This window comes from Streptomyces sp. NRRL F-5755 (assembly GCF_001279365.1).
GTDB lineage: Bacteria > Actinomycetota > Actinomycetes > Streptomycetales > Streptomycetaceae > Streptomyces > Streptomyces rimosus.
In genome coordinates this window covers 1-16,956 of sequence record NZ_LGCW01000321.1, presented here as the reverse complement: position 1 = coordinate 16,956, position 16,956 = coordinate 1, and the positions used below count along the sequence as shown (strand labels likewise).

The following is a 16,956-nucleotide window of genomic DNA, read 5'->3' as shown; positions in this document are numbered from 1 at the left end:
ATGGGAAACTTCGGCGGCAAGGTTGCGCTGGTCACCGGTAGCAGCCGGGGCATCGGACGGGGCATCGCCGAACGCCTGGCCCGGGACGGCGCTCTGGTGGCCGTGCACCACGGCAGCAACGAGGCGGCGGCCAAGGAGACCGCCGCGGCCATCGCCGAGGCCGGCGGCCGGCCTTCGTCGTGGGCGCCGAACTGGGCGTTCCCGGCGACGTGGACACGCTCGTGGGCGGTCTGGAGGCCGGACTGCACGCACATGGGGAACCGGCGATCGACATCCTGGTGCGCAACGCGGGGCTCAATTTCATGGGACGGCCGATCGAGGTGCTCACTCCTGAGGAGTTCGACCGGATGGTCGCGGTCAACGTCAAGGCGTCGTTCTTCCTCACACAGCGGCTGCTGCCCCGGCTGCGCGACGGCGGCCGGATCATCAACATCTCCTCCGTCTCGACCCGTATCGCCTCCGCCCACGGCATCGGATATCCGCTCACCAAGGGCGCACTCGACGTGTTCAGCCACACCCTGGCCAAGCACCTCGGCCCCCGCGGCATCACCGTCAACGCGTCTCGGTCGGCTTCACCCGCACCGACATGACCTCCGAGGTGCCAGCCGACCCGGCGAACGTGGAGCGCACCATCGGCCTGACCGCGCTCGGCCGGATCGGCCGGGTCCCGGACATCGCCGACGCGGTCGCCTTCCTGGCCTCCGACGACGCCCGCCGGATCATCGGGGCCAAGATCGACGTCACCGGGGGCGTCAACCTGTAGCGAGGCCGGCGCGAAGGCCGGGCGGCCATCGCGCCGGCCACCGAGCCGGCCTGACGCTCAGTCGGCCGAGATCGCGTTGACCGGGTCCATCGCCACGTCGTTCTGCCGCGCGGGGGCCGAGTCGGCCGCCGGGCGGGGCGAGGCGGCGGGCGACTGACCGGCCGGCTGCTGCGCGGCACCGGCCGACGGGCGCTGCGCGGCGCCCGCCGACGGCTTCTGCGCCGTGCCGGGCGTCTGCCGGGCCGGGGCGGGGGTCACCTGGTTCTGGGTGGTGCCGGTCCCGGGCGACGCGCTGCCGGCCTGCTGCAGGGTGAACTTCGCCGCGCCGTCCCCGTCGAACATGCGCTGACCCGCGCCGATCGGCGACTGCCCCCGGAACGCGCCGCGGAAGGCGCCGACGCCGCGCTCGGTGAGGGTGAAGCTCATCTTGGCCTGTGCCTGTCCGCTGCCCACCTTGACCCGGTTCGGATCGACGTGGAACGCCAGGAAGTCGGTCCGGCGTCCCTTGGAGCCGCCGACGGTGCCGGTGACGCGCGAGGTGGCGAGTTCGCCCCGCAGCGCGCTGACCTTCAGATGGCGGTGGTCCTTGCGTACGAAGTCGAAGCCGCCCCCGAAGTCGAGGTGCCCGGAGGTGAAGCGGGTGTTGAGCGTGCCGCCGGAGATCGGGGTGGTCACGCAGCGGCGCGCGGCCGGTCCGGTGAGCTTCGACGGGGCGATCGGGGCCAGGCGGATTCCGGCCTTGTCGAGCGCGCGGGTGGCGTCGGGGGTGAGGCAGAAGTTGGCGGTGCCGGTCCCCACCCGCACCGTCGCCTCCCGCGGGTCCTGGGGCGCGGCGGCGCGCGCGGGCCCGGAGGCGGTGGCGGGCGAGGCGACGAGGGCGGCCCCGGCGCCCAGGGTGGCGGCGAGGGCCAGGGCGCTCGCGGAGGCGATGGGCAGCAGTCGGCAACGGTCCGTGGGCATGGTGGTGTGTTCCGTTCTCGTGCGGGACCCTACGCGGCCGGTGGCACCGGACGCTTCCTGTCAGCAGACGTATTGACGGCGGGGCCTCCGTAGTGACGGCCTCGGGGGCGAATCACCCGGATAGCTCGGGCAGGGGCGGCGGCGACCGCCCGCACGCATGCCGCGCGTGCAGGTGCGCTGTAGGTGCCGTGTAGGCGGCGGCTGCGACGGTCGTCCCACTGCCCCGTACGGCGCGCCGGAGGTCCCGCGCGCGCTGTGCCGTCCGCGCGCCACGGCCCGTCGCCGGCCGATGGCCCTGTCCACGGAGACACCATGCGACAGCACCCTTCCCAGCCCGCCACCCTGCCGGTCCGCTACCTCCGGGTCACCGCGGTCCGGCGCCTCTCACCGCGCATGGTGCGCGTCACCTTCGGCGGTCCCGACCTCGCCGGCTTCCGTCTCGACGCGCCGGACCAGCAGGTGAAGCTGTACTTCCCCAAGCCGGGCCGGACCGTCCCGCGGCTCCCGGAGCCGCCCGCCGACGGCGACCCGATGCGCTGGTACGCGGCGTACCACGCGATCCCCGAGGGCGAACGGCCGTGGATGCGCAGCTATACCGTCCGCGCGCACCACCCCGAGGACGCGACGATCGACATCGACTTCGTGCTGCACGGCGCGGGGGCGGCGCGCGGCCCGGCGACCGAGTGGGCGGGCCGCGCCGCGCCCGGCGACACGCTCGGCATGTTCGGCCCCTCGGCGTACTTCGCCCGGCCCGTCCCCCTCGGTGCGGCCGACTGGACGCTGCTCGCCGGGGACGAGACCGCGCTGCCCGCCATCGGCACCCTCGCCGAGTGGCTGCCCGAAGGGGCCCGCGCGGTGGCGTACATCGAGGTGGCGGACGCGGCGGAGGAGCAGACCCTCGCCACCCGCGGCGATCTGACCGTGCACTGGCTGCACCGCGGCCGGGGCGCGGCCGGGCCCGGTGAGCTGCTGGTCGAAGCGGTACGCGGGGCCCGCTTCCCCGCCGGTTCGGTCTTCGCCTGGCTCGCCGGGGAGGCGGGCGCGGTACGTGCCCTGCGGCGGCATCTCGTCGAGGACCGGGGCCTGGACAAGCGGTCCCTCGACTTCACCGGCTACTGGCGCCGTGCGCTGTCCCAGGACGACGCGCCGACGGAAGAGGACCTGGCCGAGGCGCGGGAGCGGCTGGCGGACGCCCAGTAGGCACGCGGGCACCGGAGTTCGCGCTGGTCAGATGAGGGCGGCGGCCTCCTTCACGGAGAGGCCGCCGCCTTCGCGGTAAGCGCTCTCGTACGCGTCCGCCGCCAGCGCCGCGCGCACCGCCGCCCCGGCCCGCTCCCGTACCCGGGCCTCCACCGCGGGCGGCAGCGGCTGGAAACCGAAGCCCTCGGCCTCGGACGCGTGCCGGTCGTACGCACCCAGCAGGCGCGCCCCTGCCTCGGCAGTCCCTTCCCCGGCCGCGCCCAGCTCCGCCATCGCCCATGCGGCGCCGAGGAACTGATGGGTGACCAGGTACGGAGCCACCAGGTGCGCGAGGGCGGCGAGCTGCCGGACGGCCCGGCGCACGTGCTCACGGGCCCGGACGAAATCCCCGTCGAGACAGTCCAGCCAGCCGTGCAGCCCGCTCACCATGCCCGTGAAGACCGGCGGGGTTCCGCTGGTGAACGCCTGCTCCGCCTCGTTCAGCTGCTCCCGGGCGAGGCCGGTCCGGCCGGTCCGGCCGTAGTGCCGCGCCAGCAGCAGCCGCGCCGTGCTCAGTGTCTCCCCGGCGGCGGGCAGGGATTCGGCCACGGCTTCCAGCAGCAGTTGCTCGGCCTGCTGGACGCGGGGTGACCGCACCGCGGCGCCTTCCTCCGTCCCGTAGGTCCCCTCCAGTCGTACGGACGCCAGCCGCGCCTTGAACTCCGGCACTTGAGCGTGCGCGCCGATCCGTTCAGAAGCCTCCATGGCGCGCGAGAAGTCCGCGTCCGCCAGTGCGTACTGCCCGCGCCGCTCGTATGTGTCGCCGCGCGCGGACAAGGACTCGGCGATGCCCCACAGGTCACCGGCCTCCTCGAAGAGGGACAGCGCCTCCTCGGCGTCGCGCGCCGACCGGTCCAGTCCGGCGGGCCGGTTGTCGAGCAGCTTGGTCCGCAGCAGCAGCGCCAGGCCCAGTTCCCAGCCGTCGCCCAGCTCCCGGCAGTGGCGTACGACGGCGTCGACGGTCTCGTCCAGCCCGGCGAACCCGCCGGTCATCAGCCGGGCGAAGAACCACATCACGCCCGGCTGCCGCCCGGTCTGCGGCAGCCCGGGACGGTACGCGGCCACGACCGACTCCGCACGCACCAGCCTGGACGGCCCGGCCCCCTCACCGCTGCCGGCCAGCACCAGCAGCCGCACCCCGCGCCGGGCCTCCCGCAGCCGCTCCCCCGACCACGGCGGCGCGACCGCTGTGCACCGGTCCGCCAGCGGCTCCGCCGGCCGTACCGGATCGGCGAACGGGTCGGGGCCCAGGTCCGCGACGGCGGCGGCCCAGTGCCGCGCGTCCGCCTGGTGGTTGCGCAGCTGCCAGAACCAGCTCATCGACAGCGCCAGGCACAGCCCCTCCTGCTCCTCGCCCCGGCCGACCGCCGTGCGCAGCGCGGCCCGCACGTTGTCATGCTCACTCTCCAGGCGCGCCAGCCACTCCGCCTGCCGCGGCCCGCGCAGTCCGGGCTCGCCGGTACGGGCCAGCTCCCGGTACGCCGTCAGGTGCCGCAGCTCCACGGCCGCCCGCTCACCGGACTCCGTCAGTCGCTCTCCGGCGTACTCGGCGACCGTTTCGAGCAGCCGGTAGCGCATGCCGCGCGGGCTCTCCGGGGCGGCGGTGACCAGCGACTTGTCGACAAGCGAGGTGAGCGCGTCCAGGACATCGGCGGGGGAGCGGGGGCCGTCGGCCGGGCCCGGGACGGCACACACCTGCTCCGCCTCCGTCACTTCGCAGCCCCCGGAGAAGACGGCCAGGCGGCGCAGCACCGCCCGCTCGTCCGCCGTGAGCAGGTCCCACGACCAGTCCACCACCGCCCGCAGCGTCTGCTGCCGGGGCAGCGCCGTCCGGCTGCCGCCGCTCAGCAGCCGGAACCGGTCGTCCAGCCGCTCCGCGATCTGCCGCGGCGTCAGCGCCCGCAGCCGCGCCGCCGCCAGCTCGATGGCGAGCGGCAGCCCGTCGAGCCTGCGGCAGATCTCCGCGCACGCGGCCGGGTCGTCCTCCGTACGGAATCCGGGGCGCGCGGCGGCGCCCCGCTCGGCCAGCAGCCGGAGCGCGGCCGACGGCGGCAGCGGCTCGACGGGGCGCACCGACTCGCCCGGCACGCCGAGCGGTTCACGGCTGGTGGCCAGCACCGTCACACCGGGGCAGCCGGCCAGGACGGCGTGCGCCAGCCCGGCCGCCGAGCCGATCACGTGCTCGCAGTTGTCCAAGACGAGCAGCAGCCGCCGCTGCCCGCAGTGCTCCACCACCTGGGCGAGCGGCGTCGTGGGACCGCCAGGCGCGCGCAAATCGTCGGCACCGGGGGCGCGTACCTGCGTCGGATGCCCGCCGAGCGCGGTCAGCACGGCCTCGGGCACGTTCTCCGCGTCCCGTACGGAGGCCAGCTCGGCGACCCGGACGCCGTCGGGCCACCGCGCGCCGTCCGCGACCGCCGCGTCGGCGGCCTCCAGGGCCAGCCGGGTCTTGCCGACACCGCCCGCGCCGAGGAGAGTGATCAGTCGGCTACTCTCCAACTCCTCGACTAGGCTGGCTAGTTCGGCGTCCCGGCCGACGAACGAACTGAGGCGGGAGCGGAGCCGCGCGGACGGCACGGGCGTGCGGGGCGCCGGGGCCGGTTCCGGCGATCCGGCCAGCAACTCCGCGTGCAGGGCACGCAGTTCGGTACCGGGGTCCGTGCCCAGCCGCTCGGCGAGCCCGGCCCGTACCTCCTCGTACGCCTGCAACGCCTCGGCCTGCCGCCCCGCCGCCGACAGCGCCCGGATGTACAGCGTTTGCAGAGGCTCGTCCAGTGGCTCCGCCACGGCCAGCGCCGCCAGCTCGGCCAGCGCGTCGGCCGCCCGGCCGCACGCCACCTCGGCCGCCAGCCGGGCACGGCGCGCCTCGCCGTGCCGCCGTTCGGCCCGTACGGCGAGCGGGTCGCCGTCCCGGTCCGGCAGATCCGCCAGCGCGGGACCGTGCCACAGCGCCAGCGCCTCGTCCAGCAGACCGGCGGCGCTCGCGGGGTCGCCCGCGCGCAGCGCGGCGGTGCCCTCCGCCGTCAGCCGCTCGAAGCGGAACAGGTCGATGGCGTCCGTCTCGGCCGCCAGCGCGTACCCGCCGGGCGACGAGGTCACCGCCGGCCCGCCGAGCGCCCGCCGCAAGCGCCCCACCAGAGCCTGAAGCGCCGCCGGGGCATCCGCGGGCGGCTCCGCGTCCTCCCCCCACACCTGCGCGATCAGGCGCGCCACCGACACCGGCCGCCCGCCACCCGCCGCCAGGGCCACCAGCAGCGCCCGAAGCCGCGCACCCTTCAACGGCACCTCGGTGCCGTCGGGGCGGCGGGCCTGCGCGGTGCCGAGAATGCGGTAGCGGTAGATCACCGGGCCATTGTCCCCGGGCGGCCGTATGCCGCCGGACGGTGACCACTCCAGAGCTTTGTCCTCGGAGAGGAAAAGCGGCCATCGATCCCGTCCGTCTGTCCGCCCTCACCAACCTGGAGACCGCCGTCCAGCAGATCGCCAAGGGCGTGATCATCGTCGTCGCCGTACTGGTCCAGAAGGGACACATGTCATGACCGACCCGGCGCCCTCCTCGGCCCCGGAGGCGCCCCCGCGCACGCACCCCAGCCCGGCGCCCCCACCACCGCCCCGTCATCCCGCCCGGCCGCCTCGGTATCCAGCTCTCCGCTACGGCAACACCATCGGCGCCTGGAAACGCGCCGCCGCGGAATTCAACGCGTACGGCGCCGCCGGTGGGCTCCCTGTCCGCCGCCCGCCGCTCGGCCCGCCACCTGCGGAGTCTGCGCGCGCCGCGCGGTTAAGCCGTACGCCCGTGGCCGGGTAGTGTGCACAGGATCAGCACTGCCCGACCGGGGCGGCCGGTACGACCAGATTGGCGAGACGTACATGAGCGAGGGGACCGCACCACTGGCGGGCGACGCGACCTCCGTCGCCGACGAGGAGGCGCGCGAGCGCCTGATCTACCTGCGGGGCAGCATCGACAATCTGGATGCCGCGCTGGTGCACCTGCTCGCCGAGCGGTTCAAGTGCACCCAGCAGGTCGGTGAGCTCAAGGCCCGCCACAATCTGCCGCCCGCCGATCCGGCCCGCGAGGCCACCCAGATCGCCCGCCTGCGCACATTGGCGGAGGACGCCAAACTGGATCCGGCTTTCGCCGAGAAATTCCTGAATTTCATCATCGGCGAGGTCGTGCGGCACCACAAAGCCATTGCGCAGCAGGGCACACCCGCGGCGGACGAGGCTCCCGAGGTGTCGGTCCCGGCCGCCGAACACTGACCGGGACGGCGGCGGCCGAACAAGAATTCCCTCCCCACCCCGTACAACCCTCGCGGGGTACCGGCGGTCTCCCTGTCCGTCACGGTCCGTTACGGCATCATCGCCGTACCGGCGCCGTACTCGGACCGACGCCATGCCCGCACTGGGGGAGCCATGCACCGCACCACCGTCACCGCCGCCGCTGTCGCGGCTCTTTGCCTCGGGCTCGCCGCCTGCCAGCCCTCGGGGAGCGCCGACGGCAACGGCGGTTCGCCCTCGAAGGCGGCGCCGGAGCCGAGCGTGGCGGGGGAGACCACACCGGGCCCCGCTCCGGCCCGTACGGCCACGCTGCCCGACCTGGTGGGCAAGGGTCTGCAGAGCGCGCAGGACGCCGCCCAGGCGGCCGGTTTCCGGGCGCTGCGCAGCCATGACGCGCTCGGGCGCGGGCGTATGCAGGCGTTCGACCGGAACTGGAAGGTCTGTACGCAGACTCCCGGGCCCGGCGCGGTCGACACGCGTAAGACGGTGGATTTCGGGGCGGTGAAACTGTCGGAGACCTGCCCCGACAAGGACGCCGGGGCCGATGCCTCCGCTGCTCCCGCCTCGACCATGCCCGACCTCCGGAACAAGTCGGTGAAGGTGGCCCGGGGCGCTTTCGACACCAGTACCAGTATCACCGTGAAGGACGCGTCGGGCCGCAACCGGATGGTTCTCGTGGAATCCAATTGGAAGGTGTGCCGCCAGAACCCCACGGCGGGCACGAAACTGGACGGTCAGCCGGTGACGCTGGAAGCGGTGAAATTCCAGGAGGAGTGCTGAGGGGAGGGCACGTCCCGGGAATCCGTTACCCCGCCACAGCCGCCTTCTTTCCTGCCGGCCGTCGCAGCAACAGTGACAGCCCCGCCGCCAGCAGCCCCACGCATCCCGCCACCGCGTAAGCGCCCTCGTACCCCCACGCCGCGACCACCGACGCGCCGATACCGCCGCCCAGGAGGCCGGAGACGAGTTTCGAGCTGTAGACGAGGCCGTAGTTCGACGCGTTGTTGTTCTCGCCGAAATAGTCGGGGACCAGGGCCGCGAAAAGCGGGAAGAAAGCGCCACCGCCGAAGCCGGATATGAAGGCGAAGACGAGGAACAGCGGCTGGTTGGCGTTTTCGCCCGCCCACAGCACTCCGAACTGGGCCAGTCCGAGAATCAGGCACACATACGTCAGGGTCGGCCGCCGCCCCAGCCGGTCCGAGAGCCAGCCGACCACGCCCCGGCCCGTGCCGTTGACCACCGACATGATGCCCATGGAGGACGCGGCCACCAGCGGCCCGAACCCGGCCTCCCTGGCGAACGGCACCTGGAAGGAGATCCCGAAGATCGAGACGCCGGCGGTGCACAGCAGGCAGACCCACATCAGCGGCAGCATGCCCGTACGGACGGCCTCGCGCGGTGTGAACTGCGCCGCCGCGGGCGGGTTCCTGCGCAGCGCGGCGGAGGTACGGGCGTCGCGCGGCACGGTCAGCGGGTCGATGTGCGCGGGCCACCAGTTCTTCGGCGGGTCCTTGAAGAACAGGCCCGCCACGGCGGTCAGCAACAGTACGTACAGGCCGACCAGGTCCAGAACGGTCCGGTAGTCGCCGGTGTCGAAGCCGTAGGAGAACAGGAAGACGAACGGCACGGCGCCGTACGCGAAGCCGCCGTTGACGAAGCCGGTCTTGCCGCCGCGCCGCTCCGGATACCACTTGCCGACCGTGTTGATGCAGGTCGCGTAGACCAGACCGGCGCCGGTTCCGCCCAGCACGCCGAAGCCGGCGACCGCCCACCGGATGTCCGCGGCGTGGCTCAGGCCGAGGAAGCCCAGCAGCGACAGCACAGACCCGCACAGCATCGCGGCCCGGCTGCTGAACAGGCCCTTCTCCCGCAGCCTGCCCGCGGGGAAGGCCACCGCCGCCTGGCAGAAGATCCAGACGCTGAGCACCCAGAAGGTGCCGGTGTGCGTCCAGTGGTGGGCCGTGGAGAGGGTCGATTCGGCGGCCCCGTAGGCGTACTCGAAGACGCTGATGCCGAGCATCGCGATCCAGGGCAGCAGCACCATGGTCCACCGCGGGCGGCCGAGCAGCTGCCGGTCCGTCTCGCCCAGCCGGTAGATCCGGCCCTGCGCGTCCCGGACCTCGGTGAACGCGGCCCGGCTCGGGTGCCGTACGTCCTGCGTCGTCACCGCGCACCGCCTCCCGGCAGCAGGCCGGCGGCCCGCGCCCACCGGTACTTCGCCCCCAGTACCGCCACCGGCAGCTCCGTCGTGTACGGGTACGCCACCACGCCCCACTCGAAGAGGTACGCGCTCGCCTCCTCCACCTCGGTGTCCCCGGCCAGCGACGCCACCACCGGCTTCTCGATGCCCGCCGCCCGGAAACCGGCCACCACTCGGGCGGTCAGTTCCGCGAACACCATGGGCGGGGTGACGAGGGTGTGCCAGTAGCCGAGCACCAGGGCGTGGACGCGCGGGTCCGTCATGCCGAGCCGGATGGTGGCCTCGTACGTGGAGGGCGGTTCGCCGCCGGTGATGTCCACGGGATTGCCGGCCGACCCGAACGGCGGGATGAAGCGCCGGAATGCGGCGTCCAGGTCGTCGGGGACCGTCATGAGGCGCAGCCCGTGGTCGACGGCCGCGTCCGAGAGCAGGACGCCGGACCCGCCCGCCCCGGTGATGATGATGACGTTCTCGCCCTTGGGCGTCGGCAGTACGGGCAGCGCCCGCGCGTACTCCAGCATCTCGTGGAGCCCCGGCGCCCGGATGACGCCCGCCTGCCGGAGTACGGCGTCGTAGACCGCGTCGTCACCGGCCAGCGCGCCGGTGTGCGATCCGGCCGCCTTCGCGCCCGCGCCGGTCCGCCCGGCCTTCAGGACCACGACCGGCTTCTCGCGCACGGTCTCCCGCGCGGCCTCCACGAACGCCCGGCCGTCCTTCAGGTCCTCCAGGTGCATCGCGATGCTCCTGGTGCGCGGGTCCGCGCCGAAGTACGTGAGCAGGTCGTCCTCGTCCACATCGGCCTTGTTGCCGAGCCCGACGATCGCCGAGACGCCCGTGCGGGTGGCGCGCGCGAAGCCCAGGACGGCCATGCCGATGCCGCCGGACTGCGAGGTCAGCGCGACCGGCCCGGTGACGTCGTAGGGGGTGCAGAACGTGGCGCTCAGCCGCTGCCAGGGGGAGTAGTAGCCGTAGATGTTCGGGCCGAGCAGCCGGGTCCCGTACTTCTCGGCGACGGCCACCAGGCGTTCCTGGAGGGCGTGTTCACCGGTCTCGGCGAAACCGGAGGGGATCAGCACGGCGTTCGGTATGCCCTTGCGCCCCACCTCCTCCAGGGCCGCGGGCACCAGCGGCGCGGGAATGGCGAAGATGGCCACATCGGCCCCGTCCGGCACATCCGCCACGGAGCGGTACGCCGTACGGCCGAGAATGTCGCCGCCCTTCGGATTCACCGGGTGGACCGCGCCGTCGAAACCGCCGTCGAGCAGGTTGCGCAGCACCGCGTGGCCGATCTTCCCCGGCTCGTTCGAGGCGCCGATGACGACGACGGAGCGCGGGCGCATCAGCCGCTCCATAGAGGCGAGGATCTCCTCCTTGGCGTACCGGCGACGCCGGGGAGGCGGTCCGTCACCGAGCACGATGCGTACGTCGGCGGCGAGCACGCCGTCGGGCGCGGCGAACACTGGGTTCAGGTCCACCTCGGCGATCTCGGGGAAGTCGGCGGCCAGCCGGGACACCCGGACGATCAGATCGGCCAGCGCCGAACGGTCCACGGCGGGCCCACCACGTACACCGCGCAGCACCTCGGCCGCGCGGATGTCGTCCAGCATGGATTCCGCGTCCGCCACCGAGGCCGGCGCGAGGCGGAACGTGACGTCCTTGAGGACCTCCACCAGCACTCCGCCGAGCCCGAACGCCACGACTTTCCCGAAGGTCGGGTCGGTGACCGCCCCGACGAGCACCTCCAGCCCCTCCGGCACCATCTGCTGTACCTGTACGCCCTCGACGCGGGCCTCCGGGGCGTACGCGGCGGCGTTCCGCACCACCTCCGTGTACGCGGCCCGTACCTCGGCCGCCGAGGACAGGCCCACCCGTACGCCGCCCGCGTCCGTCTTGTGCGGGATGTCCGGCGAGACGATCTTCAGCGCGACCGGGCCGCCGGTCCGGGCGGCGAGCGCCACCGCCTCGTCCGCCGACTCCGCCAGGCCCTCCGCCGGAGTGGGAATGCCGTACGCCGCCGCGAGAAGCCGCCCCTCGGGCGCCGTCAGCGTCGTCCGTCCGGCCGCCCGCGCGGCCCGCAGCACGGCCGCCGGGTCCGCGTGCCGTAACCGATCGCCCATCAGACGCTCCTGTCCACCCGTCAACCGGTCCATCAGATGACCCCGCCCTCCCTGAGCAGCCGCAACTCCTCCGCACCGAGCCCCAGTTCGCCCCCGTACACCTCCTCGTTGTGCTCGCCCAGCAGCGGCGAGCGGTCGATCTCGACGGGGGAGTCGGACAGCTTCAGCGGCGATCCGACGGTGGTGAACGTGCCGCGCCGCGGATGCCGGACCCGCACGAGCATGCCGTCCGCGGCCAGCGACGCGTCCTCGACGAGCTCCTTGGTGGACAGCACCGGGCCGCACGGGACGGCGTGCGCGGTCAGCCGGTCCAGCACCTCCCACTTGGGCAGCGTGCTGCTCCACTCCTCGATGAGCTGGAACATCTTCGCCAGCTTCGGCAGCCGCGCGGCCGGCGTCGCCCACTCGGGGTCCTCGGCCAGCTCGGGCCGCCCGATCAGCTCCGCGAGCGGCCGCCAGCCCGCCGGCTGCACGATCACGTACACGTAGTCGTTGGGGCCGCCGGGCGCGCACCGTACCGCCCAGCCGGGCTGCCCGCCGCCGCTCGCGTTGCCGCTGCGCGGCACCGTGTCCCCGAAGCCGTCGTTCGGGTACTCCGGCAGCGGACCGCGCTCCAGGCGCTGCTGATCGCGCAGTTTGACCCGGCACAGGTTCAGCACCGCGTGCTGCATCGCGACCTGGACGCGCTGCCCGCGCCCGGTGCGTTCGCGCTGGTAGAGCGCGGCGAGGATGCCGGCGACGCAGTGCACGCCGGTCCCCGAATCGCCGATCTGCGCACCGGTCGCCATCGGTGGCCCGTCCGCGGACCCGGTGGTCGACATCGCCCCGCCCATGGCCTGCGCGACGACCTCGTACGCCTTGAACCTCGTGTACGGGCCCTCGCCGAAGCCCTTGATCGACGCGTACACCAGGCGCGGATTGATCTCCCGGACGCGCTCCCACGGGAAGCCCATCCGGTCCACGGCGCCCGGCCCGAAGTTCTCCACCAGGACGTCCGAGCGCCGGATCAGCTCGGCCAGCAGCTCCTTGCCCCGCTCGGTCTTCGTGTTCAGGGTGATGCTGCGCTTGTTGCAGTTGAGCATCGTGAAGTAGAGCGAGTCCACGTCCGGGATGTCGCGCAGCTGACCGCGGGTGACATCGCCGGTGACCGCTTCCAGCTTGACCACGTCCGCGCCGAGCCAGGCGAGCAGCTGGGTGGCGGACGGGCCGGACTGCACATGGGTCATGTCCAGCACCCGGACCCCGGTCAGGGCCTTGGCGCCGGGACCGTCCTCGTGAGCGGTGCCCATCAGCGACTCCTCACTTGTACATGGTCTGGTTGACGGTTCCGGGGGCGTACGCGTCCGGGTCCACCCAGACGTTGATCAGCGACGGCAGGCCGGACCGCCGGGCGCGCTCCAGCGCCGGCCGGATCTGCGCGGGGTCGCGGACCTCCTCGCCGTACCCGCCGAGCATCCGCGCGAAGGCGTCGTACGGCACATCGCCCAGCGTGTTGCCGATCCGCTCCCGCGCCTCGCCGTACTTCGCGCGCTGTCCGTACCGGATCTGGTTCATCGAGGAGTTGTTGCCGACGATCCCCACGAACGGCAGGCCGAAGCGGACCAGCGTCTCGAAGTCCCACCCCGTCAGCGAGAACGCGCCGTCCCCGAAGAGCGCCACGACCTCCTTGTCCGGCCGGGCCCGCTTCGCCGCCAGCACGAACGGCACACCGACGCCGAGCGTGCCCAGCGGCCCCGGGTCCATCCAGTGCCCCGGCGCCTTCGGCCGCACCACCTGCCCCGAGAAGGTGACGATGTCGCCGCCGTCCCCGATGAAGACCGAGTCCTCGGTCAGGAAGGCGTCGATCTCGGCGACCAGGCGGTACGGGTGGACGGGCGCCGCGTCCGAGCGCAGCAGCGGCAGCCGCTTCGCCACCGCGGCCTCCTCGACGGCCCGCAGCTCCTCGATCCACTCCTTGCGCCGGGCCGCCCCGGTGTCCAGCCGCCCCGACGCGGCCTGCGCGGCGGCGGCCAGCACCAGCCCCGCGTCGCCCACGATCCCGAGATCGACATCCCGGTTCCGGCCGACCGTGCGGTAGTCCAGATCGATCTGCACCACGGTCGCCGCAGGCGAAAGCCGCTTCCCGTACCCCATCCGGAAGTCGAACGGCGTCCCGACGACCACGATCAGATCGGCGTGTGTGAAGGCGTGCCGGCGGGACAGCTGGAAGTGGTGCGGATCACCGGGCGGCAGCGAGCCGCGGCCCGCGCCGTTCATGTAGGCGGGCAGGTTCAGGTCCCGTACGAGAGCGACCGCCGCGTCCGTACCGCGCGTCGTCCACACCTGGCCGCCGAGCAGAACCGCCGGCTTCTCGGACCGTACGAGCAGCTCGGCCAGCCGCTCGACCGCGTCCGGATCACCCGCCGAACGCGTCGAGGCGCGGTAGTGCCCCGCCCGGGGTACCCGCGCCGTACCGCGCGGCACCTTCGCGTCCAGCACGTCCCGGGGGATCTCCAGGAAGGACGGCCCGGGAGCCCCGTGGAAGCACTCCCGGAACGCCATCGAGACCATGTCGGCGACGCGCGCGGTGTCCGGAACGGTCGCCGCGAACTTCGTGACCGGCGTCATCATCTCGACGTGCGGCAGATCCTGAAGAGACCCCATCTTGTGCTGACCGAGCGCCCCCTGCCCGCCGATCAGCAGCATCGGCGACTCGGCCCGCAAGGCATTGGCCACCCCGGTCACGGCGTCCGTCGTCCCCGGCCCCGCGGTGACCACCGCACACCCCGGCAGCCCGGTGATCCGCGCATGGGCATCCGCGGCATGCGCGGCGACCTGCTCATGCCGCACGTCCACCACGTCGATGCCCTCGTCCGCGCAGCCGTCGTAGATGTCGATGATGTGACCGCCGCAGAGGGTGTAGATCACGTCCACGCCCTCCGCTTTGAGGGCCTTGGCGACGAGGTGGCCGCCGGAGATGGGGGCGTCGGGATTGGCGCTCTGGGTGTCGTCGGGCATGGGGCATCGCGTCCCTTCGTGGGGTGACTGCTCGGTGGAGGCCCGGTGCTGCGGGGCACGGCACGGTGATCGCAGATCGCATACAGTCGACGAATACTGTATGGAGCGTTATCCCGCATCGGACCGCAGCTGTCCAGGGCGGACCGCACCGTTCAAGCCACCCCGCCGTCCGGCGGGGGCATAAGCCGCCCTTATGTCCCGACCGGATAGGCAGGTGAAACCCACTCCCAAACCTTGGTATCGTTGTCCATGTCGCCGCGGGGAACGCCCCGCGAAGACCACACCTAGTCCGGGTGGCGGAATGGCAGACGCGCTAGCTTGAGGTGCTAGTGCCCTTTATCGGGCGTGGGGGTTCAAGTCCCCCCTCGGACACCAGCTGAGACCCCAGTTCATCTGGGGTCTTCTGCTTTTTGGCGCGAGCCGCGGAGCGGCCGTGACGGCGACGCCGAAGTCCGTGATCTTCGGTGCGGGTCGCCGTGGGTGGTTCTCAAGCGCGGGCGTTATCTCCCATTGGTGCGGCAGGGGCGGGCCGGGGCCATTGATGCTCGCGGGGGCGGCGGTGGTGTTGTGGGCGGTGGATTGTGGGGGATCGGGGGATTGCTGTGGGGTGGGTTCGGGGCTCTGGACGGTGATTGTTGTTACGCGCCGTGAGGGTGATGGGGGAGGTCGTGCGGTGGGTGGTCAGGGGAATGGTGGACTCCTCAAATTGTTTCCCTGCCGGGGGTGGTGGCGGGGTAATGTTGGTGGAATAAGGGACGTGTTAGGGCGGGGCGGGTCGTCGCCGGGTGCGGACGCGGGAGATGACTGTTCCGGGGCCGGGGAATGACGGCCGGGTGCATTTTCTGTGGCTGTTGGAGCCGAGGGGCCGGTCGCGGCTGGATATCCGTCCTACTGAACAGCGGGAGTCCGGATACGGGGGTGAAGCCGGCTCATGAAGTTGGTGGAACGGGACACGGAGCTCTCCGTCCTGGAGGGCATGCTCGACGCCTGTGCGGCCGGGCGTGGCGGGGCGGCGTTGGTCAGCGGTGCGGTGGGCGGCGGGAAGACGGCGTTGCTGCGCGCGTTCCGGGAGCGGGCGGCGCCGGCCGGTGTGGTGTGGTTGCAGGCCACGGCGACCGCGGCGGACAAGGACGTGCCGCTGCGCGTGGTGGGGCAGTTGCTGCGGACCGCCGGGCCGCCCGGGGCGGACGGGGAGCCGGCGGTGTGGCCGCTGTCGTCGCCGGTCGCGGCCGGCGTGCCGGTGCGGGGCGCCGACGGAGCCGTTCCCGCAGAGGTGGTCGCGGATGTGTTTCCGCGGCTGTGCGGAATTCTCTTCGCCCGGGCCAGGAAACGGCCGGTGGTGGTGTGCGTCGATGACGTACATCTGGCCGATGCCTATTCCGTGGAATGCCTGCTGCATGTCGTGCGACGGCTGGATGTCAGCAGGATTCTGGTGGTTCTCGGGGAAAGCAGCGGTTCGGAGTGGGACGACAGTCGTACGCGGCGGGAATTGCTGCGGCGGCCGATATGCCGTTTTGTGCATGTCGGTGCGCTGCCGCGGGACGGTATCGCCGCCATGCTGGCCGACGGGCGGAAAGGGCGGCGTTCGGCGCCGCCCGTATCGGAATTCCACCGGCTGAGCGGTGGCAGTCCGCTGCTGATGCGGGCGCTGTTGGATGATTACGCGGACGCGGACCGCGCCGGGGGTGCCGAGCTGGTGCCTGGCGAGGCGTACGAACGCGCCGTCGCGCTGTGCCTGAACCGCAGTGACCGCCTCACCCGCAGTACGGCCTGGGTGCTGGCGGTGCTCGGGCCGCGCGGTGAACGGGCCGAGCCCGCCGAACTGCTCGGGGTCCCGCGCGCGGCGGGCGAGCGCAGCCTGCGCGCCCTGCACGACATGGGGCTGCTGGCCGCCGGCCGGTTCCGTCACGAGGCGGGGCGGACGGCGGTGCTGCGCCGGGTGGAGCCGCCGCGCTCGCCGCAACTGGAGGCCCGCGTCGCCCGGGTGCTGTACGAGTACGGGGCGTCGTCGACCGTACTGGCCCGCCACCTGGTCGCCGCGGAGAACGTGGACGCCCCCTGGGTGCTGCCCGCCCTCCTGGAGGCGGCCGAGGCGGCACTGGCCCGTAACGAGGTGGGGCGGGCGCTGGACTGCCTGCGCGTGGCCCGGGACAGCTGCGCGGACGAGCGGCAGGTGCTCAGGGTGCGGATCGCGCTGGTACGGGCCGGGTGGCGGGTCGATCCGTCCGCCGCCGTACGGTACCTGCCCGCCCTCACCGACGCCGCGCTGGCCGGGCGCCTCACCCCCCGGGACATGAAGGCGCTGATCGGTCATCTGCTGTGGTTCGGCAGGGCGGATGAGGCGCTGGAGGTGCTTCGGGTGGTGGAGGGCCTGGGGGAGAGGGAGGAGCTGGGGGGTAGGG

11 protein-coding genes, 1 tRNA gene and 1 pseudogene are annotated in these 16,956 nt (G+C 73.0%); 7 read left to right on the top strand and 6 right to left on the bottom strand.

The window, feature by feature from the left end:
* A pseudogene (locus tag ADK86_RS38865) lies at positions 1–763 on the top strand (SDR family NAD(P)-dependent oxidoreductase).
* 57 nt (positions 764–820) lie between these two features.
* On the opposite strand, the gene ADK86_RS43585 reads toward ADK86_RS38865, so the two are convergent.
* On the bottom strand, positions 821–1,723 hold the full coding sequence (locus ADK86_RS43585) for a hypothetical protein (protein WP_053700877.1): 903 nt from the start codon (positions 1,721–1,723) through the stop codon (positions 821–823).
* A 312-nt stretch (positions 1,724–2,035) separates the two neighbouring features.
* Here ADK86_RS43585 and ADK86_RS38855 point away from each other — a divergent pair, with 312 nt between their 5' ends.
* Positions 2,036–2,923 (top strand): siderophore-interacting protein, encoded by an 888-nt coding sequence (locus ADK86_RS38855; RefSeq protein ID WP_053700876.1) that lies wholly within the window; start codon positions 2,036–2,038, stop codon positions 2,921–2,923.
* A 27-nt stretch (positions 2,924–2,950) separates the two neighbouring features.
* On the opposite strand, the gene ADK86_RS38850 is transcribed toward ADK86_RS38855, so the two are convergent.
* A complete protein-coding gene (locus tag ADK86_RS38850) occupies positions 2,951–6,307 on the bottom strand; it encodes an ATP-binding protein (RefSeq protein WP_053700875.1) in 3,357 nt (1,118 codons plus the stop codon).
* Between the two features lie 38 nt (positions 6,308–6,345).
* On the opposite strand from ADK86_RS38850, the gene ADK86_RS43580 reads away from it, so the two are divergent.
* From ADK86_RS43580 to ADK86_RS38835, 3 genes are all read left to right on the top strand, one after another.
* Positions 6,346–6,501: a hypothetical protein gene (locus ADK86_RS43580; protein ID WP_159394064.1), complete on the top strand. Its 156-nt coding sequence runs from the start codon at positions 6,346–6,348 to the stop codon at positions 6,499–6,501.
* Between the two features lie 331 nt (positions 6,502–6,832).
* Entirely contained in the window at positions 6,833–7,222 is a 390-nt protein-coding gene (locus ADK86_RS38840) for a chorismate mutase (protein ID WP_053700873.1), read from the top strand.
* A gap of 153 nt (positions 7,223–7,375) precedes the next feature.
* Positions 7,376–8,020: a PASTA domain-containing protein gene (locus tag ADK86_RS38835; RefSeq protein ID WP_053700872.1), complete on the top strand. Its 645-nt coding sequence runs from the start codon at positions 7,376–7,378 to the stop codon at positions 8,018–8,020.
* A 25-nt stretch (positions 8,021–8,045) separates the two neighbouring features.
* Here the strand turns inward: ADK86_RS38835 and ADK86_RS38830 are convergent, their stop codons facing one another.
* The 4 genes from ADK86_RS38830 to ADK86_RS38815 are packed head-to-tail and all read right to left on the bottom strand — an operon-like array spanning position 8,046 to position 14,554.
* Positions 8,046–9,407, bottom strand: a complete 1,362-nt coding sequence (locus tag ADK86_RS38830; protein WP_053700910.1) for an OFA family MFS transporter — start codon at positions 9,405–9,407, stop codon at positions 8,046–8,048.
* Entirely contained in the window at positions 9,404–11,557 is a 2,154-nt protein-coding gene (locus ADK86_RS38825) for an acetate--CoA ligase family protein (protein ID WP_053700871.1), read from the bottom strand. Before ADK86_RS38825 ends, ADK86_RS38830 begins: the two co-directional genes overlap by 4 nt.
* A 32-nt stretch (positions 11,558–11,589) precedes the next feature.
* Entirely contained in the window at positions 11,590–12,846 is a 1,257-nt protein-coding gene (frc, locus tag ADK86_RS38820; RefSeq protein WP_053700870.1) for a formyl-CoA transferase, read from the bottom strand.
* A 10-nt stretch (positions 12,847–12,856) separates the two neighbouring features.
* Positions 12,857–14,554 (bottom strand): thiamine pyrophosphate-binding protein, encoded by a 1,698-nt coding sequence (locus ADK86_RS38815; protein ID WP_053700869.1) that lies wholly within the window; start codon positions 14,552–14,554, stop codon positions 12,857–12,859.
* A 287-nt stretch (positions 14,555–14,841) separates the two neighbouring features.
* Between ADK86_RS38815 and ADK86_RS38810 the strand changes: the two genes are divergently transcribed.
* Positions 14,842–14,929: transfer RNA gene (locus ADK86_RS38810), tRNA-Leu, on the top strand.
* 556 nt (positions 14,930–15,485) lie between these two features.
* The coding region (locus tag ADK86_RS38805; protein ID WP_159394063.1) for an AAA family ATPase at positions 15,486–16,956 on the top strand (1,471 nt) is incomplete at its 3' end.